Raw genomic sequence first — 23,076 nt, forward strand, 5'->3', positions numbered from 1 at the left:
GAGTGTTTTCTCTGAAATATCGGGTATCCGCTCGATGCCTGTATGAAAAAACATGGTGGACGTTAACGGGTATGCCGGCATCTGCACGATCAACACGGCCGTCATATACCCTCATTCTGGCTAAGACCGTTGCATCACACAGGCAGGGGATATTATGCACATTCTCAATAACATGAAATTGAGCACCATGCTCGCTTCCAGTTTCGCCATCGTCATACTGATTGGCTTTATCGTTGCGGGATTCGGCCGCATACAGCTTTGGCAGTTAAGCAGCAATATCAAAGATTTGTCTGACAATCGGGTGCCAAAACTGATTATGATGCAGGCTTATCAAAGCAACATCATGACCGTTTCTAACGCGGCTCGTGATCTCGTGCTGTCGTCTGATTCGGCCCACATGCAGGTGGAAAAACAGCGAATTGATGACGCGGTCGCCAAAAGTACCGCACTGCTTCAGCGCTACAACGAGTTGACGGTATCCCCCGCAGCCAAAGCATTGTTAAAAAACCTGGAAGATGCGCGACCAGAAGCGATCAACGCCCTGAAAAAAGTGATTGAGCTTGGCCTCGCCAATCGTGATGACGAGGCGAAAAGCACCATTCTTAACGAATTTCAGCCCTCACAGGTGAAACTGATGAAGGCGATTGACGATATCATCACCTACCAGAAAAACAGCACCAACGATCTCTCGGCCAATTCGGTACAACTTGCCAGCGACTCCGGCAGCATGATGTTTGCGTTGACCATTATGGCGCTGGTATTAGGCAGCCTGATCGCCTGGTTCATTACCCGACAGGTAAAAGGTAAGCTCGGCGGCGAACCGGCTGAAGCGGCGTATATCGCACAGCAAATCGCGCAGGGCAATCTGGCCATCAACATCGCACTGAAAGAAAACGACACCCGCAGCGTGCTGGCCGCCATTGAGGTGATGCGCCAGAATTTATGCCACATCGTTGATCAGGTGCGCCAGAGCAGCTACTCCATCGCGCTGGGTTCGAATGAAATCGCTAGTGGCACCAGTGATTTGAGCCAACGCACCGAGGAGCAAGCCGCCAGTTTGCAACAAACGGCGGCGTCAATGGAGCAGATCAGCAATGCGGTGACTCACAATGTTGAGATAGTCAAACACGTCACCGACCTGGCCAATACCGCGACGCAAACCGCGCAAACCGGTAATGAGGTATTCAGCCAGGTCATCACGATGATGAACGATATCAGGAGCAGTTCCCAAAAAATTGTCGATATTATTCAATTCATTAACAGTGTTGCCTTTCAAACCAACATTCTGGCGTTAAACGCCGGCGTGGAAGCGGCACGGGCGGGAGAAGAAGGGAAAGGCTTTGCCGTGGTCGCCAGCGAAGTACGTTCACTGGCGCAACACTCCGCCAGCGCCGCCCACGACATCAACACCCTGATTACCGAAAGTGTACAAAAAATTGCGGCGGGCGCGGAGCTGGTTACTCACGCCGGCGGCACGATGGGCAACATTCTGGAACAAACCCGTCAGGTTGCTCATTTAATTAATGAAATCAGCCTCTCGACCAGCGAACAGCAACTGGGTATTTCGCAAATCAATACGGCGGTCGCCCAGCTTGATCAGGTCACGCATCAAAACGCCGCACTGGTGCAGGAATCCGCCACCGCGACGGACAGCCTCAGCAGCCAGGCCACACATCTGGTTGATTTGATTAAAGTGTTTATCGTCGAAGACATGATTTCCCGCCAGCGACTCGATATGGTCACGCAGGATCAGGTCGTCAATATGGACAGCAATCAGTTCATCATGCACTGAATACGGCAAGTCCCATCGCAGGAAGTGTCATCCTGACCGCTGCCAGACGGCAGCGGTCATCATCGTTTGAGGTATCCGGTTACAACGCGCGACGCAGACGGGCGACCGCCTCGTGCATCTGCTCTTCGGTCGCGGTAGCGAACGACAGGCGCAACGTTGACTGGTCCGGCTTATCGGCGAAGAAGAACTCGCCGGGCACGAACACCACCCCTTGCTCCAGCGTTTTTTGCAGCCAGGCGGTGGTATCGAACGGCTGCCGGAAACGCGCCCACAGGAACATGCCGCCTTTCGGCTGGTTGAAGCTGATGACATCACCCAGCTCATGCTCCACCAATTCGGACAGCAGTTCGCCTTTCCGGCGGTAAGCCTGACGAATTTTGTCAATCTGTGCCGGTAAACGCCCGGTTCCCAGGTAGTATTCGACGATAGTCTGCGACAACGAGCTGGCGTGCAGGTCGGCGGCTTGTTTGATGATCGCCACTTTATGCAGCAACCATTCCGGCAGAATCGCCCAGCCTAAACGCAACCCCGGCGCCAGGACTTTAGAGAACGACGAGGTATAGACCACACGGTCGGCGTGCCCGGCCTCTTTCGCCAGTTGATAAAGGGTGGCGTGGCGTTCTTCGGTGAAGCGCAGTTCACCGTACGGGTCGTCTTCCACGATCAGAAAATCGTGGCGGGCGGCCAACGCCACCAATTGACGGCGACGCGCCTCGCTCAGGGTCACGCCGCTCGGGTTACCGAAGTTCGGCACCAGATAGACGCCCTTGATGCGCGTGGTTTCCAGCAGGGTAGCCAACTCGTCCACCACCATGCCGTTTTCGTCGGACGACACCGACATCACCTGCGCTTCCGCCAGTTCCAGCGTTTGCAGCGCCGCCAGATAGGTCGGGCGCTCTACCACAAAAATATCCTGCGGATTGGTGGTGGCGCGCATCACCAGATCCAGCGCCTGCTGGGAACCGGCCGTCACCACGATGTCCTGCGCCTGCGTGAGCACGCCACGCAGCGCGCACAACTCGGCGATACGCTCGCGCAGCAGCGGGCTGCCTTCGGTCAGGCCATACTGAAACGCCGATTTCGGCTGCTCGGTAATCGCCAACTGGGTCGCTTCATTCAGTCCCTGGAAATCAAACAACGCATCAGAAGGAATGCCGCCCGCCAACGAAATCACGCCGTCCATTTTGCTGTGCTTGAGCAATTCACGAATCGCGGAGCTTTTCAGGCGCGCCATGCGCTGCGCCAGTAACCCATCCGTTGACATGTCGAATCTCACTTATTTTTTTGAAAAAATGATAGAAAAACGGGCCGGTGAAACCCGGCCCGGTAAGGTGTCTCACGTGAGCAGTTTAACCGCCAAGGTAGGCCGAACGCACGGCTTCGTTAGCTAACAAAGCATCACCGGTGTCTTCCAGCACCACGCGACCGTTCTCCAGCACGTAGCCGCGATCGGCCAGGCGCAGCGCCTGATTAGCATTCTGCTCCACCAGAAAGATGGTCATGCCTTCTTCACGCAACTGCTGGATGGTGTCGAAAATCTGCAAAATGATGATCGGCGCCAGCCCCAACGAGGGTTCGTCCAGCAGCAGCAAGCGCGGCTGGCTCATCAGCGCACGGCCGATAGCCAGCATTTGCTGTTCGCCGCCGGACATCGTGCCGGCGCGCTGGGCACGGCGTTCATACAACCGCGGGAACAAGTCGTACACGCGCGCAATGCGTTCCTGATACTGTTCGCGGCTGGCGAAGAACCCGCCCATCGCCAGATTCTCTTCTACCGTCATGCGGGAAAATACCCGGCGGCCTTCCGGCACGATAGCGATGGCTTCACGCATAATGCGCGCCGTCTGCCAGTCGGTAATATCTTTGCCGTCGAACACGATAGACCCTTGCGAGGCACGCGGCTCACCGCACAGTGTGCCCAACAGGGTGGTTTTACCGGCACCGTTGGCACCAATCAGCGTCACGATCTCACCCTGATTAATATGCAAGCTGACCTGATGCAACGCCTGAATTTTGCCGTAGTGCGCAGAAACCTGATTCAATGACAACATAACGTTTTATCCTTCACCCAGATATGCACGGATAACATCCGGGTTGTTACGAATTTCAGCCGGGGTACCGTTTGCCAGTGGCGTACCTTGGTTCACCACGTAAATCCGGTCAGAAATCCCCATCACCAGCTTCATGTCATGCTCAATCAACAGCACGGAAACCTGATGATTGCCGCGCAGGTCGATAATCAGCTCGTTAAGCTCTTCCGTTTCTTTCGGGTTCAGACCGGCGGCCGGTTCATCCAGCATCAGCAGTTCCGGGCGGGTCACCATGCAGCGGGCGATCTCCAACCGACGCTGCTGACCATACGCCAGATTCCCCGCCTGACGGTTCGCCAGCTCGAGCAAACCCACCCGTTCCAGCCAGACGGCGGCGCGCTGCCGGGCATCGGCTTCGGCGCGGCGAAAGCCCGGCGTTTTTAACAGGCCGGCGAACACACCGCTCTTGAGGTGCTGATGTTGCGCCACCAGCAGGTTCTCAATCACCGTCATTTCACGGAACAATCGCACGTGCTGGAAGGTACGCACTACGCCCATGCGGGCTATTTGCTGTCCCGGCAAGCCTTCCAGATGCTGGGAGCGCAGCAAAATGGTGCCGCCGGTGGGGCGGTAGAAACCGGTCAGGCAGTTGAATACCGTGGTTTTACCCGCGCCGTTGGGGCCGATCAGCGACACTACCTCGCCCTGGTGCAAATCCAGCTCGACGTTGTTGACCGCCAGCAGGCCGCCGAAGCGCATCATCAGGCCCCGGACCGACAATAATGGCTGCGTACTCATGCCTGCTCTTCCTTCTTCTCAACCTGCAACTTGATCTGCGTACGCTTCATCGGCAGCAGCCCCTGTGGACGCCAAATCATCATCAGTACCATCAGGGCGCCCAGCAGCAACATGCTGTATTCGTTCAGGTCACGCATCAACTCACGCGATACCACCAGCAGAATGGCCGCCAGAATCACCGCAAACTGCGAGCCCATTCCGCCCAGTACCACAATCGCCAGCACAAAAGCCGACTCCACAAAGGTGAAGGATTCCGGGCTGACGAACCCCTGACGGGCGGCGAACAGCGTACCGGCGAAACCGGCGAACGCGGCGCTGATGGTAAACGCGGTCAGCTTGATTTTGGTGGGGCTCAGACCTAGCGAACGGCAAGCGATTTCGTCTTCACGCAGCGCTTCCCAGGCACGGCCCAGCGGCATACGCAGCAAACGGTTGATGACGAACAGCGTCAGCATCACCAGCAACAACGCCACCATGTACAGGAAAATGATGCGGTCGCTCGGGTCATAGTTCAGGCCAAAGAAATGGTGAAAGGTATCCCAGCCGCCTTCGCGCGGGGCACGGTTAAACTCCAGCCCGAAGAACGTCGGCTTGGGAATCTGGCTGATACCGTTCGGCCCACCGGTAAAACCGGTGTTATTCAGCAGCAGAATACGCACGATTTCGCCAAACCCGAGGGTGACTATCGCCAGATAGTCGCCGCGCAAGCGCAGCACCGGGAACCCCAGCAGGAAACCGGACAGCGCCGCCGTCAGGCCCGCCAGCGGCAGACACTGCCAGAAGCCAAGGCCATAGTAGTGGCTCAACAGCGCGTAGGTGTAAGCGCCGATAGCGTAGAAGCCGCCGTATCCCAGCACCAGCAGACCGGACAACCCCACCACCACGTTCAGGCCAAGGCCCAGAATGATGTAAATCATCGTCAGCGTGGCGATATCCACCGTACCGCGCGACACCACGAACGGCCAGACTACCGCAACGATAACCAACGCCAGCGCCAGCAGTTTCTGTCGCGGCGTACTGCCGTCAAAACTCGGCAGCACAAAACCGGGTCCGGAGACTTTCTTTGCCCCTTGCGCCAGCGCCGGACGCAGCAGTTGAAACAGGAATACCAGCGCGCAGGCGGCGATAATCCACATCCAGCGTACTTTTTCCGCGCCGTGCACCACCAGCCGGGTCCCATCCAGACTCAGTTGCATCCCCATCACGAACGTGGCCAGCACCAGCAGTACCAGCGCCGAGACCACGGCATTAACCAGCGTGTGCAGTTTCATACTTTCTCCACCTCCGGACGGCCCAGAATCCCGGTCGGCATCACCAACAGCACCCCAATCAACAGCGCGAAGGAAACCACATCTTTATATTCGGTACTGAGGTAGGCGGAGGTCAGCGACTCGGCAATCCCCAGAATCAGACCGCCGATCATCGCCCCCGGAATACTGCCGATACCACCCAGCACCGCAGCGGTAAACGCTTTCATACCGGCCATGAAACCGATATAGGGGTTAATCACGCCATAGAACTGGCCCAGCAGTACCCCGGCCACCGCCGCCATCACGGCGCCGATGACGAAAGTCAGCGAAATCACTCGATCAGTGCTGATGCCCAGCAGGCTGGCCATTTTCAGGTCTTCCGCGCAAGCGCGGCAGGCGCGCCCCATGCGGGAGTAACGGATAAACAGCGTCAGCGCCAGCATCGCCAGGAAGGTGACTACCCAGATGGTGAGCTGCATGGAAGAGAGCGTGGCGGCGAAGCCGTTGCTTTCACCCAATACCCACTGGCCGTGGATCAGGCTCGGCAACGCCACGTCGCGCGACCCTTGCGTCAGGCTGACGTAGTTCTGCAGGAAAATCGACATACCGATGGCGGAAATCAGCGCGATCAACCGCTTGGAATTACGCACCGGCTTGTAGGCGACGCGTTCGATGCTCCAGCCATAGGCGCTGGAGATCACCACCGCCGCGATGAACGCGACGCTAATCAACAGCCAGCCGGCGTCGATGCCCATCATCATCAGCGCGGCAATCACGATAAAAGAAACATAGCTACCGATCATGTAGACCTCGCCGTGGGCGAAGTTAATCATGCCGATAATGCCGTAAACCATGGTGTAGCCAATGGCGATCAGCGCATAAGTGCTGCCCAACGTTACGCCGTTGAACATCTGCTGAAGGAAATAGAGGAACTGCTCGGACATACCTTAACCTTAGATATTGCCCCCGCAGCCTGACGGCTGAGGGGGCATCGGTATTGGGAGTAATACGGGTACGGTCAATTACTTCGCAGAAGAAGAAGTACCGTCTGCGTGCCACTCGAATACGCCAAATTCAAACCCTTTCAGGTCGCCTTTTTCGTCCCAGCTCAGCGGGCCCATTACCGTATCCGCCGATTTGGCTTTCAGGTCGGCCGCCAGTTTGGCCGGCTCGGTGCTGCCGGTACGCTGCATCGCGGTAGTGAGCGACTGCAACGCGGCGTAGGTCGTCCATACGAATGGGCCGGTCGGGTCCAGTTTCTTGGCTTTCAGCGCATCGACGATCGGCTGGTTGGTCGGCACCTGGTCATAACGCTTCGGCAACGTCACCAGCATACCTTCAGACGCCGCGCCCGCGATGTTGGACAGCGACGAGTTACCCACGCCTTCCGGCCCCATAAACTTGGTGGTCAGGCCGGCTGCGCGCGCTTGACGCAGAATCTGCCCCATTTCCGGGTAGTAGCCGCCAAAGTAGACGAAATCGACGTTTTCTTTCTTCAGGCGCGCCACCAGCGTGGAGAAATCTTTATCCCCGGCGGTTACCCCTTCGAACAACACCACATTCGCATTGGCTTTTTTCAGGCTATCCTGCACGGCGCGAGCCAGCCCTTCGCCATACTGCTGCTTGTCGTGCACCACGGCGATACGCTGCGGTTTAACGTGCTCAAGAATGTATTTCGCCGCGGTCGGGCCCTGGTCGGAATCCAGACCGGTGGTGCGCATAATCAGTTTGTAGCCGCGGGTGGTCAGGTCAGGCGCAGTGGCTGCCGGTGTAATCATCAGCACGCCTTCATCTTCGTAAATGTCGGATGCAGGCTGGGTGGACGACGAGCACAGGTGACCAATCACATAGTGAATACCTTCGTTAATCACCTTGTTGGCGACGGCGACGGCCTGTTTCGGGTCGCACGCGTCATCGAATTCCACACCCACCAGTTTGTTACCGTTAACGCCGCCCTTGGCGTTAATGTCGGCGATGGCCTGACGCGCGCCGGTAAATTCCATGTCGCCGTACTGCGCTACCGGGCCGGACATCGCACCGACGATCGCCACTTTGATATCTGCCGCATTCGCCGCGTGGCCCATTGCCGCAGCCAGGCACCCCATCAGTAATGCGTTACCTTTGCTTAATTTCATCCGTTTTACCCCATCTGTCATTTTTGGATATTGCTATAATTATTGTCATCAACTGTTATTACCCGCACTTTTCCATACGTAATAACGAGTTAGACTCTATTATAAGCAATAGTTTGTAATAAGGCTTTATTATTCATGATATTAAACAGGAGTTTTATGCTGTAAATCAACTAGGTTTCTCAGTAAAACACGGTGTAAACAGCATAAAATACCGTATTTAAAAACCGTATTTTGTTTCAAAAATAGTCAGTTATGCTGGTTTTACCACAAAGGAATAATTGATTACTCGAAAAATTAATGGCAGAGAAACCTTTTTCGCTGTTAACCGTACAGAAAAAGTTACACAACCCTTTTTCTACAAGATCACTACAATATTCTTAAGAATCAACAGGAGTACCCGCGTATGAGACTCTCGGTTGAACGCCTCACAACAATTAACGAACAGGACAGGCATGATCTGGCTTTCATTTGGCCCCACCAGAATTTCGACGCACTGGAGCGTGACCTGAACCATGAGCACCGTCTGTTTGCCGCCCGCTTTAACGGCCATCTGTTGGCGGGGGTGATTGTCGAAATCGACAGTAACAGCGACAGCGCAGAGTTAACCGACCTGCAAGTCAGAACCTCCACCCGGCGGCATGGCGTCGGCAAATATTTGCTGGAAGAGGTGCTGCGTGCCTGCCCCGATGTGAAAGAGTGGTGGCTGGACGCCGCCGACCATGCCTTGGTCAGCGAAGCCGTAATGGACACATTCATGCAGTCCTGCGGTTTTTACCCGGTGTCCGGCGGCTGGGAATATATCGTTAATCAGGAAGGGAAATAAGCAAAGAAGGAAAGTAGTGGCATGTCCCAGGACGTGGCGACACAAACCTGGGGTATAAAACAGAACGACCGGGCGGCTTGCGGCTGTCCCGGTCGTTCATCGTTCAGGTTAAATCACGTGGTCAATCCGGCCGGCATTACGCCTCGATAATTACGCCTCGATAGCCGCACGCAATTTCTTCATCGCGTTCTTCTCTAGCTGACGCACACGCTCGGCAGACACACCGTAATGATCCGCAAGTTCCTGCAACGTAGACTTATTGTCGTCATCCAGCCAGCGAGCACGGATAATATGCTGGCTGCGTTCGTCCAGCCCTTCCAGCGCATAGGTCAGTTTATCCGCGGCGTGGGTTTCCCAGTTGTCCTCTTCAATGCCATCGGCAAAGTCGGAAGACTTATCCTGCAGATAGAGCATCGGCGCCATCGGTTGGCCCGGCTGCGCGTCATCTTCCGGCGACGGATCAAACGTCATATCCTGCGCCGCCATACGGGATTCCATTTCACGGACATCTTTGCTGGTCACACCCAGCTCACGCGCCACCATTTCCACTTCGTCTTGATTAAACCAGCCAAGGCGCTGTTTAGTCTTACGCAAGTTGAAGAACAGTTTACGCTGCGCTTTCGTCGTCGCGACCTTCACGATACGCCAGTTGCGCAGTACGTACTCGTGAATTTCAGCTTTAATCCAGTGTACGGCAAACGACACCAGACGAACGCCGACATCAGGATTAAAGCGGCGCACGGCTTTCATCAGGCCGATATTGCCTTCCTGAATCAAATCCGCCTGCGGCAAGCCATACCCCGAATAATTACGGGCAACATGAATAACAAAACGCAGATGCGAAAGAATCAGCTGCTTGGCGGCGTCCAGATCCCCGTGATAATGCAGCCGTTCGGCCAGCGCCCGCTCTTCCTCCGCCGTCAGCATCGGATAGGCATTGGCGGCACGGATGTACCCTTCCAGACTGCCTTGGGGAACTAAGGCGAAAGTTTGCATATCTTTGGTCATTCCACCCCTCTCATCGATCATTCATAAGGTTGCACATCATCGGATAGCATACCGGTATTTGCTGCACATTCTGTGCCTAAAAACTCAATTACCGCGCCTAAACAGGGTTTAGGCGCCAACACCGGTTTAGAGTGTGACGGGCTGCACAAGTTCCACTATTTTTAACCATCTTATTTTTCATATCAAGATGGGAAGAACAGGTGCAGTGGTGTGACGAAATAGGCGAGGAAAGCGAGCGTTGAAGGCATTGGCCATCACGACCTTGACCATCACAACATTGGCAATCGCGACATCAGCAATACGCTTCCCCCGAAGTCGCCGGCCGACACGAGGGAAGAGTATACCAGAAAACGTCGGTGCCGGACGGTGATACAGACTATTCCGGTGTAAAACGGCGTAAATGTTGTACCGTCGCCAGCCAGGCGGCCAGCCAGCCAATCATCCCGGCAATCAGAACCAGCAACAGCGCTTCATCCCAGCTCAGCCCACGCACCATAAAGGTGGTGCCGAATACCGCCGCCACCTGTGCCGCCGCGCCCGCCAGTTTCCAGACCAGCGCTTGCGACAGGATCAACGACAGCACCGCGCCGCAAAAGCCGAGCAACGCGCCGCCATGCAGGAAGGGCCGCAGGATGAAACCGTCCGTCGCGCCAATCAGCTTCATCACATTGATGGTTTCGCGACGGCTGAAAATACTGAGTCGCACACTGTTGCCGATCACCAAAAATACCGCGACCACCATCAGAATACCGATCATCGCCGCTATCTGGCCCACCAGCCCGGTCAGCGCCACCAGGCGAGAGAACCAGCTATCATCCATGCGTACCTCGCTCACTCCCTGAATCGCGGCGATGCGATCACGCAGCGTATTGAGCGTCTGGTTATTTTGAAAACCCAGCTTCGGTGAGACGACCGCCACCGCCGGCAGCGGGTTTTCCTCCAACATATCCAGCGCACCGCCGAAACCAGACCAGTTGCGGAATTCCCCCAACGCCTCGCTGCGGGACAGATAGTTCACCTTATCCACCCCCTCTTCCGCCTTGATTTTGCCAATCACCGCTTCGGCAGCGTTATCATCCAGCGACTTATCCAGATATACCGTCAGTTGCGGCGTGGGATACCACTGCGACGCCGCCTGACTGACGTTTTTCCACACCAGATAACAGATGCTCGGCAACGTCAGCGAGATGGCAATCACCATGATGGTCAACAACGTCGCCAGCGGTTGACGCAACATGTCGCGCAACGTATTGGCCCAGGCATAACGCCACTGTTCCTGCCAGCCGCCTTGCAGAGCCCGCGTTTTGCTGCCGGGCCGCTGCGCACGGGAATTACTCGCCATCGTGACCTCCCAGCATACGCCCTTGCGATAACGTCAGCACTCGATACTGGCGGCGGGCGATAAGCCCGGTATCGTGCGTCGCCATCAACACCGTAACGCCCACGCGATTAAACTCCTCAAACAGGCGCAAAATGCCTTCGGACAACGCATCGTCCAAATTGCCGGTCGGCTCGTCCGCCAGCAATACCGCCGGTTTGTTCACCACCGCCCGGGCAATGCCGACACGTTGCTGCTCACCGCCGGAGAGCTGAATCGGGTAGCTGCGCGCCTTGTCGAGTAGCCCGACTTTATCCAGCGCCGCCGACACGCGACGGCGGATATCCTCGGCACTGGCGCCGGAGATAATCAGCGGCATGGCGACGTTTTCATACACCGTGCGATCCATCAGCAAATGATGATTCTGAAAGATCATGCCGATCTGCCGACGCAGAAACGGCACCTCGCTTTTCTTCAGGCGACTGATATCGTGACCGCCAAACAGGATGTGGCCCGCGCTTGGGCGTTCAATTCCGCAAATCAGCTTCAGCAGGGTACTTTTCCCTGCGCCAGAGTGACCAGTCAGAAATACCATCTCGGCCGGGCGGATATGAAAATCCACCCCTTGCAACGCCTGGCGACCGCCGAGATAGGCTTTGCTGACCTGCTCAAACCGAATCATCCGTTTTAATCCTCACGGGCGAACAAGGCTTCAATAAAATCGTCCGCCTTGAACGGCCTCAAATCATCGATACTTTCCCCCACCCCAATGTAGCGGATGGGAATGCCGAACTGATCGGCGATGGCGAAGATCACGCCGCCCTTGGCGGTGCCGTCCAGTTTAGTCAACGTGATGCCGTTCAGCCCGACTGCTTCATTGAACAGTTTGGCCTGGCTAACCGCGTTTTGACCGGTGCTGGCATCCAGCGTCAACATCACTTCATGCGGCGCGTCTTCATCCAGCTTCTTCATGACGCGCACGATCTTCTTCAGTTCTTCCATCAGGTGCGCTTTGTTTTGCAGACGCCCTGCGGTATCGGCAATCAGCACGTCGATGCCACGCGCTTTGGCGGCCTGCAACGCATCAAAAATGACCGAGGCGGAATCCGCGCCGGTGTGCTGCGCCACCACCGGCACATTGTTGCGCTGGCCCCATACCTGCAACTGCTCTACAGCCGCCGCACGGAACGTGTCGCCCGCCGCCAGCATCACCGATTTACCTTGCGCCTGATACTGACGCGCCAGTTTGCCGATGGTGGTGGTTTTCCCCACCCCGTTGACGCCGACCATCAGAATGACGAACGGCGTTTTACCGTCGATAGCCAGCGGCGCATCCACTTTCGCCAGAATGTCGCTCATTTCCGCCTTCAGCAACGCGATCAGCGCTTCGGCGTCTTTCAGTTGTTTGCGGCTGGCATGTTCGGTCAATCGGTCGATAATTTTCCGGGTAGTTTCGACGCCGACGTCGGCGATCAGCAGTTGTTCTTCCAGCTCATCAAACAGATCGTCGTCGATTTTCTTGCCGCGGAACAGACCGACAAACCCGGACCCCAGATTCTGGCGGGTTTTTATGAGGCTACGCTTCAGGCGGGCGAAAAAGCCTTCTTTGGTCGGGCGTTCCTGCTCCTGCGACACCACCGGCGCAGCCGGAACATCCACGGCTACAGGCTCGGACTCGACGTCATCGTCCGCGTCGGTGTCCGACGTTTCAGTATCCGCTTGCGATTCAGTGACGGGGGCGAACGCCGTTTCCGGCACGGCCTCGGCCACCTGCACCGGTGTTTCCGGTAGCTCGACCGGTATAGATGCCTCAGTTGGTTGTGACTCGGGCGACGTCGTTTCCGCAGTTTCAGCCGGCGCGCTGCGCTGTTCCGGTTGTTCCGGTGCGACGTCGTCTATCTTCTGTGCCGATTCCGGAGCCGCGGGCGTTGCTTCATCCGCCGCTTGCGTCGCTTCCGGCACCGGTTGCGATTGTTCGGTTTTCTCCTCGTCCTGACGCCCTAATCCCAGCCAGGAAAAAAATCCGCGCTTTTTCTCTTTCGCCATCGTGTAATTGCGCTCCTGCCACCCAGTGCGGCTGATCAATAACCAATGCAGTCAATAAAACAATGAGTTTAACACTTTCCCGCCGCCAGCAACACGCGCCGCTCCCCTGGGTAGAGTGACAATCTCCGTAACCAGGTGTGTCAAACACCAGACAAATCCCCGAATTTGACGGATTTTTCGGCGTCGCCTCCCATTAACTGCATCTTTACATTTGCTACACCGGCCGCCGCCGTTAGAATAACGCCTCACAAAATCCGGCGGGCCGCCGTCGGTGCCCCATTTCAGCAAAATACAGGTTATGGCAAAACATCAAGCGACATCCGCGCCCGGTCAAATCCGCATTATCGGCGGTCAGTGGCGCGGCAGAAAACTCCCCGTGCCGGACAGCCCCGGCTTGCGCCCCACCACCGACCGCGTCCGCGAAACCCTGTTCAACTGGCTCGCTCCGGTCATTCAGCAGTCGCGCTGTCTGGACTGTTTTGCCGGCAGCGGCGCGCTGGGGCTGGAGGCGCTGTCACGCTCGGCCGCTCACGCCACGCTACTGGAAGCCGAACGCAATGTGGCGCGCCAACTCGCGCAGAATCTGTCGCTGCTGCGTGCCGATAATGCCGAAGTGGTGAATACCGATACGCTGCAATGGCTGGCTAAGCCGGCGTCCCCTCTCCCTTTCGACGTGGTGTTTCTCGACCCGCCGTTTCGCCGCGGCCTGTTGGATGACACGCTGCGGTTGCTGGAAGACGGCAATTGGCTGGCGGCGGAAGCCTGGATTTATATCGAAACCGAGGCGGAAAACCGCATGTTGGCTATTCCGCCTACCTGGACGCTGCACCGCGAGAAAACCGCCGGTCAGGTGTCCTACCGTCTTTATATCCGTCATGCGACTGATGCGACTCCCGGAGGCAACGATGAGCATTTGGATTAATCTTGGCCGACTGCTGATGCTGGGTATATGGGGGTTCTTGATTCTGAACCTGATTCACCCGTTTCCTCGCCCGCTGAACATTTTCATGGTGCTGGCGATGGGATTCATGCTGTTGATGCACGGCGTGCAATTTCTGCTGCTGAAAGCCAGCCAGCCCAAAGACGCGCCGCCGCTCAGCGGGCTACTGCAATTGCGCATCTTTCTGTTCGGGGTATTCGAATTACTGGACTGGCAGCGAAAACAACCGGTGCCGCCGCGTAAAAAACGCTAACGGCAAACCGTTCATCGGCAGGGAAACGGCGGCGCGGCAAGCGCCACCGGATAGCCTAGTTTTTTTTACCCGGCAGCTAGGTTTTTTTACCCGGCAGATAGGGAAAATGGGTGACGTTATCGCCCAGCTCTGAAATACGGGCGCTATCGCGATCACGTTCGGTGACCGCATCAATGCGGATAACGGCCTGCAGTGGAATATAGCTGCGGCCAACGCCGGCAAACTCCGTTTTCAGTTTCTCCGTGGTGGGATCAACCAGTACCGTTGATTGGTTGTCGAAAACGAAATCGGCAATTTCAATAAATCCGAACAGATTGCTCTGCACCAGCTCACGCACATACAGCTGATAGTTCTTACCGTTATTAATGAACTGGATACGGTAAAGTACGGGTTCATTGCTCATTAAAAGTTCGTCTCCCCCGACAAGTTGTCAGGCATCATCATTCCGCCACAAAAACTGGCCGCTAACATAGCATGAAGCCCGCCGCCTCTCCACCGGCAAGCCGGCCGGTATCACGCCTCACGCCGACCTCAACCTCAGGATTTGCCTATACTGAGAACCCGTCCCGCCAGGCATAATCGGCACAGGCCGTTAAGGGCGCGCGATTGTGGTAACAGCCAGTTGTGGTCACGGCGTTGGTGCTGGTGACCGCCGTTATGGCATGAGTGGCAGGGGATCACTATTTTGCATTAGGCAACGTCGCCAACTTCTCGTTGCTGGCAGGCGTTGATGGCTATCTGTTACTTTGGCGGTCATGTCCTGATAGTCCGCTCGCTTTACGTCTAACGCCGAGAGCCCCACAAGTTCGCAAGGCGCTCCCCGCTTGCTACGCCCCTTTGCGCAGCAGGTAGCGATACGGCGGCCGCTCGGTCGTTTGCGCCAGCAACTCATGCTCCATATAACGGCAAAAACCGGGAATATCACGGGTGGTGGCCGGATCATCGGCGATAATCAGCAACGTTTGCCCGGTTTCCATCTGGCGCACCGTTTTGCGCACCATCATTACCGGTTCAGGACAACGCAGCCCCTGTGCATCCAGCGTATGGTCCGGATTGGCGAAAATATCGGTCATTCAGTGTCTCATGATGATTGTCGAACGCAGTGCGGCGTAGTTTACCCTTCCCGCAAGGGGGTGCAAGCCGTCAGGCGGCGATTAATTATTACACACGAAATCATACGGCCGCGAACCATTGCAAAGCTACAACAACGCGGTATGATGCCGACACGTTAGCGTTAAAAAGACGCATATACCCGAAATAACCCGAATTACAGCACGGCGCAAACCGCATGGATATCTGGCCGCTGACCGCTGTCGGCCACCAGGATGAATCAAGCCGGCCAAAGCAACTGTAACTTGAAGTGTGACGGGTATGACGAGGCAATTTGTCTGGGTTCCCTCACCCCAATAACCAAAAAAAGGTCATACTATGTTTCAATTCTCCGCACAACAGCGGCTGACGGCGCTGTGCTGGCTATCGCTCTTCCATATTCTGGTGATTATCTCCAGCAACTATCTGGTGCAGTTGCCCATTACGCTTTTCGGCTTTCATACCACCTGGGGTGCCTTTACCTTCCCGTTCATCTTTCTGGCGTCTGATTTAACGGTACGCATTTTCGGCGCTCCGCTGGCACGCCGCATTATCCTGACCGTGATGGTGCCGGCGCTGATCGCGTCGTATCTGGTTTCATCGCTGTTTTATAAAGGTGAATGGCAGGGGTTCGGCGCGCTGAGCCAGGTGAACCCGATAGTCGCGCGTATCGCCGCCGCCAGCCTGATGGCGTATGTATTGGGCCAAATTCTCGACGTACATGTTTTTAACCGCCTGCGCCAGCTCAAAGCCTGGTGGGTGGCTCCGGCCGCTTCCGCCGTGCTCGGCAACCTTAGCGATACGGTCGCGTTCTTTTTTATCGCTTTCTATCGCAGCACGGACCCATTCATGGCGACCCACTGGATGGAAATCGCTACGGTGGATTATTTCTTTAAGATCGCCATTAATCTGGTTTTCTTCCTGCCGATGTACGGCGTGCTGCTGAATATGCTGCTACGCCGTCTGAGCCAGGCGGGAAGCTCGCCGTACCAGGATCAGACCGCCTGATACGCTTTTTATTCAAAACGGATTTTCCCGCCCATAAACGGGTTTCGGAATAACCGGAAAAATTGCCTGCCTCAGCCTGATTCGAGCGTAAGACAGGAATCGTAATCACAAAACGCTTGTTTTTACGTCCCGAATCAGGTGCCATAGCGCCACTTCTGTTTTTGTTCGTGATCTGTTTTTGTTCGTGATAAAGAAAGGATACCCATGCCAAACTTAGCGAAATATATCGGTATTGCTCTGCTGGCCGCCACGCTGGCCGCCTGCGACGGCAACAGCGATAAGAAGGCCGACGCGCCGGCCGCCAACCCAACGGCAGAGAAAGCCACCTCGCAGAATGTGTCCCTGCTTTCCGGTAAATTAAGCTTTACGCTGCCGGATGGCTTGAGCGATCAAAGCGGAAAATTAGGCAATCAGAACAACAATATGCATGTCTATGCCGACCAAAGCGGCCAGAAAGCCATCATCGTGATTGTCGGTGATGATACGCAGCTGGATCTGCCGGCATTAGGTCAACGGCTGGAACAACAACAACGCGGACGCGACGCCAACCTTCAGGTACTGGGCAACAAGACCGCCGAGATCAACGGCCATCAGATTCAACAACTCGACAGCGTGATGACCAGCGACGGGCAGAAAGCGTTCTCGTCTATCGTGCTGGCTAAGGTGGATAATCGTCTGCTGACGCTGCAAATCACGCTGCCGGCGAGCAATCTGCAACAAGCGCAGGCCGATGCGGGTAAGGTCATCGGCACGCTGAAGCTGAACTGATTTCACTCAATGCCAGAGCACCCCGCCGCGCCGACAACGGCTGACGGCGGGTACTCACTCATCCTTCCGCTACGCCTTGCCCGCCACGCTGATATAGCCGCAAAGTCAGCAATAACCCTATCAACGCCAATCCTGCGGCAGCCAGATAAATCGCATCGATATCGGTATAGGCCATCATAATGCCGGCGGCCGGCCCAACCACACCCAACGATAAATCAAGAAAGATGGTGTAAGTCGCCAGCGCGCTGCCCTGATTCTGCGCGGACACCGCCTTAACCGCCACCACGCCCAGCGCCGGAAACACCAGCGAAAACCCGGCACCGGCGAAAAAGGCGCCCACTTCCGCCATCAGCGGGTGAGATGCCAGCCATATCAGCAGCAAACCGGCACTTTCTACCAGAAAGCAGGCCAGCGCCACCCGCAAGCCGCCAAAACGATTAATGACATTCGGGAACAACAGACGGGTGCCGACAAAAGCACAACTGAAGACACTCAGGGTCAGCGCGGCGCCCTCCCACTGGCGGCCGGCGTAAAACAAGGTGATAAACGTCGAAATCACGCCAAACCCGGCGGATGCCAGCGACAGAATCACGCCGTACAGCCACACTTTGCCGAGTACTTCGCGAAACGGCAGTTTCTTGCCCGGCGTTACCTTCACTACCGGGCGAGGTAACGCCAGCAACATTGCCATACCGGCCACCAGCACAACGACCAACGCCAGCAGCGACAAACCGCCGAGATGATAAATCCACACCCCCAACGGAGCGCCAATCGCCATTGCGCCGTAGGTCGCCACGCCGTTCCACGAAATCACCCGGCCAATATGTAACGACCCCACCACGCCGACGCCCCACAACGTTGCGCCGGTGCCGGCAAAACTCTGCCCGATGCCCAAAATCAAACGTCCGATACACAGCAATGCCAGCGCCAGTACCGGTGAGTCGTCGCTCCAGGCAGCCAGTGCATAGAACACACCGCTCAGCACACTCCCCGCCAACCCGAACACCACCACCTGTTTTGGCCCTTTTTCATCGGCATGACGACCGGCTCGCGGGCGGCTGATCAAAGTAGAAAAATACTGCAAGCTGATGACCAGACCGGCCCAGAATGCACTGAACCCAAGGCGCTCATGCACATAGCCCGGCAATACCGCCAGCGGCAACCCGATATTCAGGTAACTGGCAAAGTTAAACATCACCACGGACAGGATGCGTAGGTTCAGGCGTAAGCCGCCGGGAGAGGGTTTGGGCGGCACGGACGGTGTGGAAACAGGCATGGCGAATCGGCTCGCTTACAGGTCGCGTCGGCAGGCGAACGCGGCGGACAATGTTAAGATTCCGAGTATAAACAAGACATTTGTGTCTTTCAGCATCAATCAGCCGATAGGCCGTCTTTACACATTTACCGAAAGTTCGCCTGCGTTATACTCAGCAGGAATGTCGCTCAGGAGAGATTGAATGCCTGTGAAGCCCAATCCGCCGCTCCCATCGACCGAGCAGGGCGCGCAATCCGGCACGCCGCATCAGCGCTTGGGACGTTTAACCGGCTGGCTGCATCGCATCAGATCAGTACCGGCTATCGCGCATTTTATCCGCGCAGGAGAGCGTTTTAACGACCGGATGGGCAACCAGTTCGGCGCGGCCATCACCTATTTTTCGTTTCTGTCGCTGATTCCAATCCTCATGGTCACGTTCGCCACGGCAGGGTTTGTGTTGGCTTCCAACCCTGACCTGCTGACCGGTCTTATCAACCGTATTGTCAACAGCATCAGCGACCCGAACCTTGCCCGTACCCTAAAGAACACCGTGAATACCGCGGTACGGCAGCGCACCACCGTTGGGTTGACCGGTTTGCTGATAGCACTCTATTCCGGCGTAAACTGGATAGGCAACCTGCGGGAAGCGATTCACGCTCAGTCGCGCGATGTATGGGAGCGTAAGCCGCACGAGGAAGAGAAACTCTATCTGCGCTACCTGTGGGATTTCCTGTCGCTGATCGGGCTGCTGCTGGCGCTGGTGATCACGCTGTTTCTCACTTCGGTAGCCGGCAGCGCGCAGGCGACTATCGTCCGGGCGTTGGGCCTGGGCGGCATTGATTGGCTGCGCCCGGTCATGACGCTGATTGCGTTGTCCATCTCCATTTTCGCCAACTATCTGCTGTTTTTGTGGATACTGTGGGTGTTGCCGCGCCATAATCCCCGGCGCACGCCGCTGTTGCGCGGCACGCTGATGGCGGCCATCGGCTTCGAAGCGCTGAAATTCGCCATGACCGTGGCGCTGCCCAAACTGGCGACATCGCCTTCCGGCGCCGCGTTTGGCTCCGTGATCGGCCTGATGACGTTTTTCTACTTCTTCGCACGCCTGACCTTGTTTTGTGCCGCCTGGATAGCCACGGCGGACCCCAAAGCCGAGACACCGAAACCGGCGTCGCTACCCGATGCCTGACTCGGCCCTGAGCCAATTAACAGGAGCAACCATGCCTTTCGTCAATATTCGCATCACCAAAGACGGCGCCACCGCCGAACAAAAGAAACAACTGATTGCCGGCGTAACGCAGCTACTGGTGGATACGTTGGGGAAAAATCCGGCCACGACCGTCGTCATCATTGACGAGGTGGAAACCGACAATTGGGGCATCGGCGGGCAGAGCGTTACCGAACGTCGCCAGCAAGCGTCATAACCGCAAGCACAACGCATCAAGCGCCACTCTGTATACAGGATCGGGATTACAATCGCTTTTCCCGATCCATATCATGAAAAAATAAAACATCGTTTCATCACTATTGACTCTCTACCGTGTAATGTTGAGACTGGCGCTAGTTTCCATTGGGTTCACCTTCTCTTTTTTACAGGTCAGCTGTCATGACGACGAAGAACATTGCGATTATTGGCGAGTGCATGATTGAACTGTCACAGAAAGGCGCGGATCTCAGCCGCGGTTTTGGTGGCGATACCCTCAACACCGCCGTCTATATCTCCCGTCAGGTAAAACCAGAAGCACTCGGCGTGCACTATGTTACCGCGCTGGGTACCGACTCTTTCAGTAGCGAAATGATGGCTGCCTGGCAGCAGGAAGGGGTCAAAACCGACCTGATCCAGCGTCTGGACAACAAATTGCCGGGGCTGTATTTCATCGAAACCGACGCGACCGGCGAACGTACGTTTTATTACTGGCGTAACGACGCTGCGGCCCGTTACTGGCTGGAAAGCCCGGATGCCGAAACCATCAGCCAGCAACTGGCGAAGTTCGATTACATCTACCTGAGCGGCATCAGTCTGGCGATCCTCAACCAGAACAGCCGTGAACGCCTGCTGGCGGTGCTGCGCGCCTGCCGCGCCAACGGCGGCAAGGTGATTTTCGACAATAATTACCGCCCGCGTCTGTGGCAGAGCAAAGAAGAAACCCGCCAGTCATACAGCGATATGCTGGCCTGCACCGATATCGCATTCCTGACGCTGGACGACGAAGATATGTTGTGGGGCGAACTGCCGGTAGACGAGGTGTTGAAACGTACCCACGGCGCAGGCGTAACGGAAGTGGTTGTCAAGCGCGGCGCAGACGCTTGTCTGGTGTCGATTCAGGGGGAGCCGCTGCTGGAAATCCCGGCGATTACGCTGCCGAAAGAGAAAGTCGTCGATACCACCGCGGCAGGCGATTCATTCAGCGCCGGTTACCTGTCGGTGCGCCTGAACGGCGGTAGCGCGCAGGATGCCGCCAAACGCGGCCACCTCACCGCCAGCACCGTTATTCAGTATCGCGGTGCGATCATCCCGCTGGACGCGATGCCCGCCTAAACAGCGCTATAGCGCCGAAGAAAAAAACGCCGCGTCAGTACCATACTGAAGCGGCGTTTTTGTTTGTCCGTGCGGCAACCGACGACATGCAATTACGTATGCACCGGCGTGCCGACGGCAGCGCAAAGGCCCGGCGTTAACGTGCCGCCGAGGAGGTTTCGTCCTGCGATGCTTTGGCGGCATCCGGCATAGCAGAAGCGGTGCTATTATCCGGTTTCATGATGCTCATGTAAGTCTCGCGCAACGCCTTCATGTCGGCTTCGGGTTCGCCCTGTGGCTGCAACATCACCAACGTCGCTTCCTGAGACAGTTGCTGATGCAGCTCCTGATTCAGCATCTCCAGCGTGACGGAGGCCAGGTAATTCTGACGCAGTTTCTGATACTGCTCCGGTGCGATATCCACCACGCCATTTTTCTGCGAGCGCAGACGCTGATCCATCAAAATATCGGTGCTGGCACGGGCATAAGTGGCGAACAGTTTGCCCAGTTCCTCCGTCTTACGCGCCATCAGCGTATCAAACTCGGCCTGAGACAACCCTTTATCCCGTAACGCCAGCAGCTCTTTGCTCAGGAACGTCACCCCTGTCTGGGCCGACTCGCCGGTAACATTATCCAGATGGATGGCGCACTGGGCACGACCATACACCACATTGCAGTCGAAACGGACATTGGTGTCTTTCAGCGGGCTTTTGGTCAATGCCTGCTGCATATGCCAGAACAGCGCCTCGCGCGCCAAATCACTGTGCCAATAACGGGCCAGCGCCTGTGAATCACGAATGGGTTGCCACGGCATATCCCACACCAGCGACAGAATATCCTGCTTCGCACTGCTATCCATCAGGCTAATAGGAGCCGATGGCATCGCGGATAAGGTCGGCAGCGGCGACGGGACGACTCGTTTCCCCTGTAACGGAGAAAACGCTTTGTCAATCTGTTCGGCAATGACGCGGCTGTCGACATTACCCACCACATACAGCGTCATGGCGTCCGGGGTGTACCAGGTTTTGTAATATTTGCTGAGCTGTTCCGCATTCGCCGAGGCTTTTAGCGGTTGACCCGGCGCGTACGACAGCAACGACGATCCTTTCAGGCGATAGCGCCAGGTCGGGTCCTGAGGGTTGGAAGGCGCGGTCGCCACCGGATCAATCATTTTCGTCGCCGATGCGATGCGTTTATCGTCAATCGGTAACTGGCCCGCCGTATCCGCCAGCCAGTTGAGGGCATCTTTCAGCAGATCAGGCCGGTTATTCGGCAAACTCAGATTATAGGACGTGAAATCATACGATGTCGTAGCCGGAGGCAGCGGCCGGGTTTCGCTTTCAGATTGCTGCCACAACGACGGTAATTGACCGGCGGAAAAAGTGTCTCGCGGCAACAACGCCAGACGCGGAATAACATGGGCAAACCCCGTTTGCTGCGAGTTTTCCGTCAATGAACCGGTGTTAATCATCAGCCGTAGTTCAATCCGGTCGCTGGGGCGCTGGGGTGTAGCAAGAAGCTGCCAGCTAAAGCCGTTGTCCAGCTTGCCTTGTTGCCAGGCGGGATCGGGTTGTAGTGCTTCAGCCTGCACGTTGCCGACTGTCGCCGCCAGCAACACTCCACCAACAAAAAGGCCAAATTTGGTGCCCTGCATGTGAACCCCTACTTTAATCACTAACTATACCCTTCATACTTCAAGTTGCAGGTGCGTTGGCTGCCCTCACTCACCCCAGTCACTTACTTATGTAAGCTCCTGGGGATTCGCTCGATTGCCGCCTGCCTGCAACTCGAATTATTTTGGGTATAAATACAGTATGTTTTTGTGAATTCAGGCGACATAATCCTGACGCCTCACGTGTTATTCGCCCCACAAAAAATGAGAGGCGAAGTGTACCATCACGTTAGACAGCGTGCTTTCGTCTATGTCACTCAACAACGTGAAATAAGAGTAAAAAAATTAAAGGCGTCTAGGCTGTGTCCCTTAACTTAACAACCGCTTTAAAAATAACCTGATCGCTCCCAGTTTTAGCATACTCAGGTAGTTT

23 protein-coding genes are annotated in these 23,076 nt (G+C 56.2%); 9 read left to right on the forward strand and 14 right to left on the reverse strand.

Annotated features, from left to right (window positions below; translation table 11 throughout):
• Positions 1-154 precede the first annotated feature (154 nt).
• A complete protein-coding gene (locus tag FDP13_RS15290; RefSeq protein WP_143839832.1) occupies positions 155-1,792 on the forward strand; it encodes a methyl-accepting chemotaxis protein in 1,638 nt (545 codons plus the stop codon).
• A 79-nt stretch (positions 1,793-1,871) separates the two neighbouring features.
• On the opposite strand, the gene FDP13_RS15295 is transcribed toward FDP13_RS15290, so the two are convergent.
• From FDP13_RS15295 to FDP13_RS15315, 6 genes are all read right to left on the reverse strand, one after another.
• Positions 1,872-3,056, reverse strand: coding sequence for a PLP-dependent aminotransferase family protein (locus FDP13_RS15295; RefSeq protein WP_027713524.1), 1,185 nt, complete (start codon positions 3,054-3,056; stop codon positions 1,872-1,874).
• Positions 3,057-3,141: 85 nt separating this feature from the next.
• A complete protein-coding gene (gene livF / locus FDP13_RS21690; RefSeq protein ID WP_015848347.1) occupies positions 3,142-3,843 on the reverse strand; it encodes a high-affinity branched-chain amino acid ABC transporter ATP-binding protein LivF in 702 nt (233 codons plus the stop codon).
• Positions 3,844-3,849: 6 nt separating this feature from the next.
• Complete coding sequence (gene livG, locus FDP13_RS21695; RefSeq protein ID WP_199886344.1) at positions 3,850-4,620, reverse strand: high-affinity branched-chain amino acid ABC transporter ATP-binding protein LivG; 771 nt, start codon at positions 4,618-4,620, stop codon at positions 3,850-3,852.
• Positions 4,617-5,891 (reverse strand): high-affinity branched-chain amino acid ABC transporter permease LivM, encoded by a 1,275-nt coding sequence (locus tag FDP13_RS15305; RefSeq protein ID WP_143839833.1) that lies wholly within the window; start codon positions 5,889-5,891, stop codon positions 4,617-4,619. The genes livG and FDP13_RS15305 overlap by 4 nt, the downstream gene beginning before the upstream one ends.
• Positions 5,888-6,814, reverse strand: a complete 927-nt coding sequence (livH, locus tag FDP13_RS15310; protein ID WP_027713527.1) for a high-affinity branched-chain amino acid ABC transporter permease LivH — start codon at positions 6,812-6,814, stop codon at positions 5,888-5,890. Before livH ends, FDP13_RS15305 begins: the two co-directional genes overlap by 4 nt.
• A gap of 78 nt (positions 6,815-6,892) precedes the next feature.
• Positions 6,893-8,005, reverse strand: a complete 1,113-nt coding sequence (locus FDP13_RS15315) for a branched-chain amino acid ABC transporter substrate-binding protein (protein WP_027713528.1) — start codon at positions 8,003-8,005, stop codon at positions 6,893-6,895.
• Positions 8,006-8,408: 403 nt separating this feature from the next.
• On the opposite strand from FDP13_RS15315, the gene panM reads away from it, so the two are divergent.
• Positions 8,409-8,828 carry an aspartate 1-decarboxylase autocleavage activator PanM gene (gene panM / locus FDP13_RS15320; protein ID WP_015848352.1) on the forward strand — a complete coding sequence of 140 codons (420 nt, stop codon included), beginning with the start codon at positions 8,409-8,411 and terminating at the stop codon, positions 8,826-8,828.
• Between the two features lie 150 nt (positions 8,829-8,978).
• Here the strand turns inward: panM and rpoH are convergent, their stop codons facing one another.
• From rpoH to ftsY, 4 genes are all read right to left on the reverse strand, one after another.
• A complete protein-coding gene (gene rpoH / locus FDP13_RS15325; RefSeq protein WP_015848354.1) occupies positions 8,979-9,836 on the reverse strand; it encodes an RNA polymerase sigma factor RpoH in 858 nt (285 codons plus the stop codon).
• Positions 9,837-10,212: 376 nt separating this feature from the next.
• On the reverse strand, positions 10,213-11,178 hold the full coding sequence (ftsX, locus tag FDP13_RS15330) for a permease-like cell division protein FtsX (RefSeq protein ID WP_027713529.1): 966 nt from the start codon (positions 11,176-11,178) through the stop codon (positions 10,213-10,215).
• On the reverse strand, positions 11,168-11,836 hold the full coding sequence (gene ftsE / locus FDP13_RS15335; protein WP_033577134.1) for a cell division ATP-binding protein FtsE: 669 nt from the start codon (positions 11,834-11,836) through the stop codon (positions 11,168-11,170). The genes ftsX and ftsE overlap by 11 nt, the downstream gene beginning before the upstream one ends.
• 5 nt (positions 11,837-11,841) lie before the next feature.
• Positions 11,842-13,200 carry a signal recognition particle-docking protein FtsY gene (gene ftsY / locus FDP13_RS15340; protein WP_143839834.1) on the reverse strand — a complete coding sequence of 453 codons (1,359 nt, stop codon included), beginning with the start codon at positions 13,198-13,200 and terminating at the stop codon, positions 11,842-11,844.
• A gap of 298 nt (positions 13,201-13,498) precedes the next feature.
• Between ftsY and rsmD the strand changes: the two genes are divergently transcribed.
• The gene (gene rsmD / locus FDP13_RS15345) at positions 13,499-14,122 is read left to right on the forward strand and encodes a 16S rRNA (guanine(966)-N(2))-methyltransferase (protein ID WP_143839835.1); all 624 of its coding nucleotides are present in this window, start codon (positions 13,499-13,501) and stop codon (positions 14,120-14,122) included.
• Positions 14,112-14,393: a DUF1145 family protein gene (locus FDP13_RS15350; RefSeq protein WP_027713533.1), complete on the forward strand. Its 282-nt coding sequence runs from the start codon at positions 14,112-14,114 to the stop codon at positions 14,391-14,393. Before rsmD ends, FDP13_RS15350 begins: the two co-directional genes overlap by 11 nt.
• A gap of 76 nt (positions 14,394-14,469) precedes the next feature.
• Here the strand turns inward: FDP13_RS15350 and FDP13_RS15355 are convergent, their stop codons facing one another.
• Positions 14,470-14,796, reverse strand: coding sequence for a DUF1820 family protein (locus FDP13_RS15355; RefSeq protein WP_027713534.1), 327 nt, complete (start codon positions 14,794-14,796; stop codon positions 14,470-14,472).
• A gap of 424 nt (positions 14,797-15,220) precedes the next feature.
• Positions 15,221-15,466 carry a sulfurtransferase TusA gene (tusA, locus tag FDP13_RS15365; RefSeq protein WP_015848361.1) on the reverse strand — a complete coding sequence of 82 codons (246 nt, stop codon included), beginning with the start codon at positions 15,464-15,466 and terminating at the stop codon, positions 15,221-15,223.
• A 355-nt stretch (positions 15,467-15,821) separates the two neighbouring features.
• Here tusA and FDP13_RS15370 point away from each other — a divergent pair, with 355 nt between their 5' ends.
• Positions 15,822-16,490: a 7-cyano-7-deazaguanine/7-aminomethyl-7-deazaguanine transporter gene (locus FDP13_RS15370; RefSeq protein WP_033577137.1), complete on the forward strand. Its 669-nt coding sequence runs from the start codon at positions 15,822-15,824 to the stop codon at positions 16,488-16,490.
• Positions 16,491-16,694: 204 nt separating this feature from the next.
• Positions 16,695-17,258, forward strand: a complete 564-nt coding sequence (locus tag FDP13_RS15375) for a DcrB family lipoprotein (protein WP_143839836.1) — start codon at positions 16,695-16,697, stop codon at positions 17,256-17,258.
• 58 nt (positions 17,259-17,316) lie between these two features.
• Here the strand turns inward: FDP13_RS15375 and FDP13_RS15380 are convergent, their stop codons facing one another.
• Positions 17,317-18,534, reverse strand: a complete 1,218-nt coding sequence (locus tag FDP13_RS15380) for an MFS transporter (RefSeq protein ID WP_143839837.1) — start codon at positions 18,532-18,534, stop codon at positions 17,317-17,319.
• 181 nt (positions 18,535-18,715) lie between these two features.
• Between FDP13_RS15380 and yhjD the strand changes: the two genes are divergently transcribed.
• From yhjD to kdgK, 3 genes are all read left to right on the forward strand, one after another.
• A complete protein-coding gene (yhjD, locus tag FDP13_RS15385) occupies positions 18,716-19,702 on the forward strand; it encodes an inner membrane protein YhjD (protein ID WP_033577139.1) in 987 nt (328 codons plus the stop codon).
• A gap of 31 nt (positions 19,703-19,733) precedes the next feature.
• Entirely contained in the window at positions 19,734-19,937 is a 204-nt protein-coding gene (locus tag FDP13_RS15390; protein ID WP_015848366.1) for a 2-hydroxymuconate tautomerase family protein, read from the forward strand.
• A 182-nt stretch (positions 19,938-20,119) separates the two neighbouring features.
• Entirely contained in the window at positions 20,120-21,052 is a 933-nt protein-coding gene (gene kdgK / locus FDP13_RS15395) for a 2-dehydro-3-deoxygluconokinase (RefSeq protein ID WP_143839838.1), read from the forward strand.
• A 136-nt stretch (positions 21,053-21,188) separates the two neighbouring features.
• On the opposite strand, the gene FDP13_RS15400 is transcribed toward kdgK, so the two are convergent.
• The gene (locus FDP13_RS15400) at positions 21,189-22,685 is read right to left on the reverse strand and encodes a pitrilysin family protein (protein WP_143839839.1); all 1,497 of its coding nucleotides are present in this window, start codon (positions 22,683-22,685) and stop codon (positions 21,189-21,191) included.
• Positions 22,686-23,076: the final 391 nt, after the last annotated feature.

This window comes from Dickeya sp. ws52 (assembly GCF_007210685.1).
Lineage (GTDB): Bacteria > Pseudomonadota > Gammaproteobacteria > Enterobacterales > Enterobacteriaceae > Dickeya > Dickeya chrysanthemi.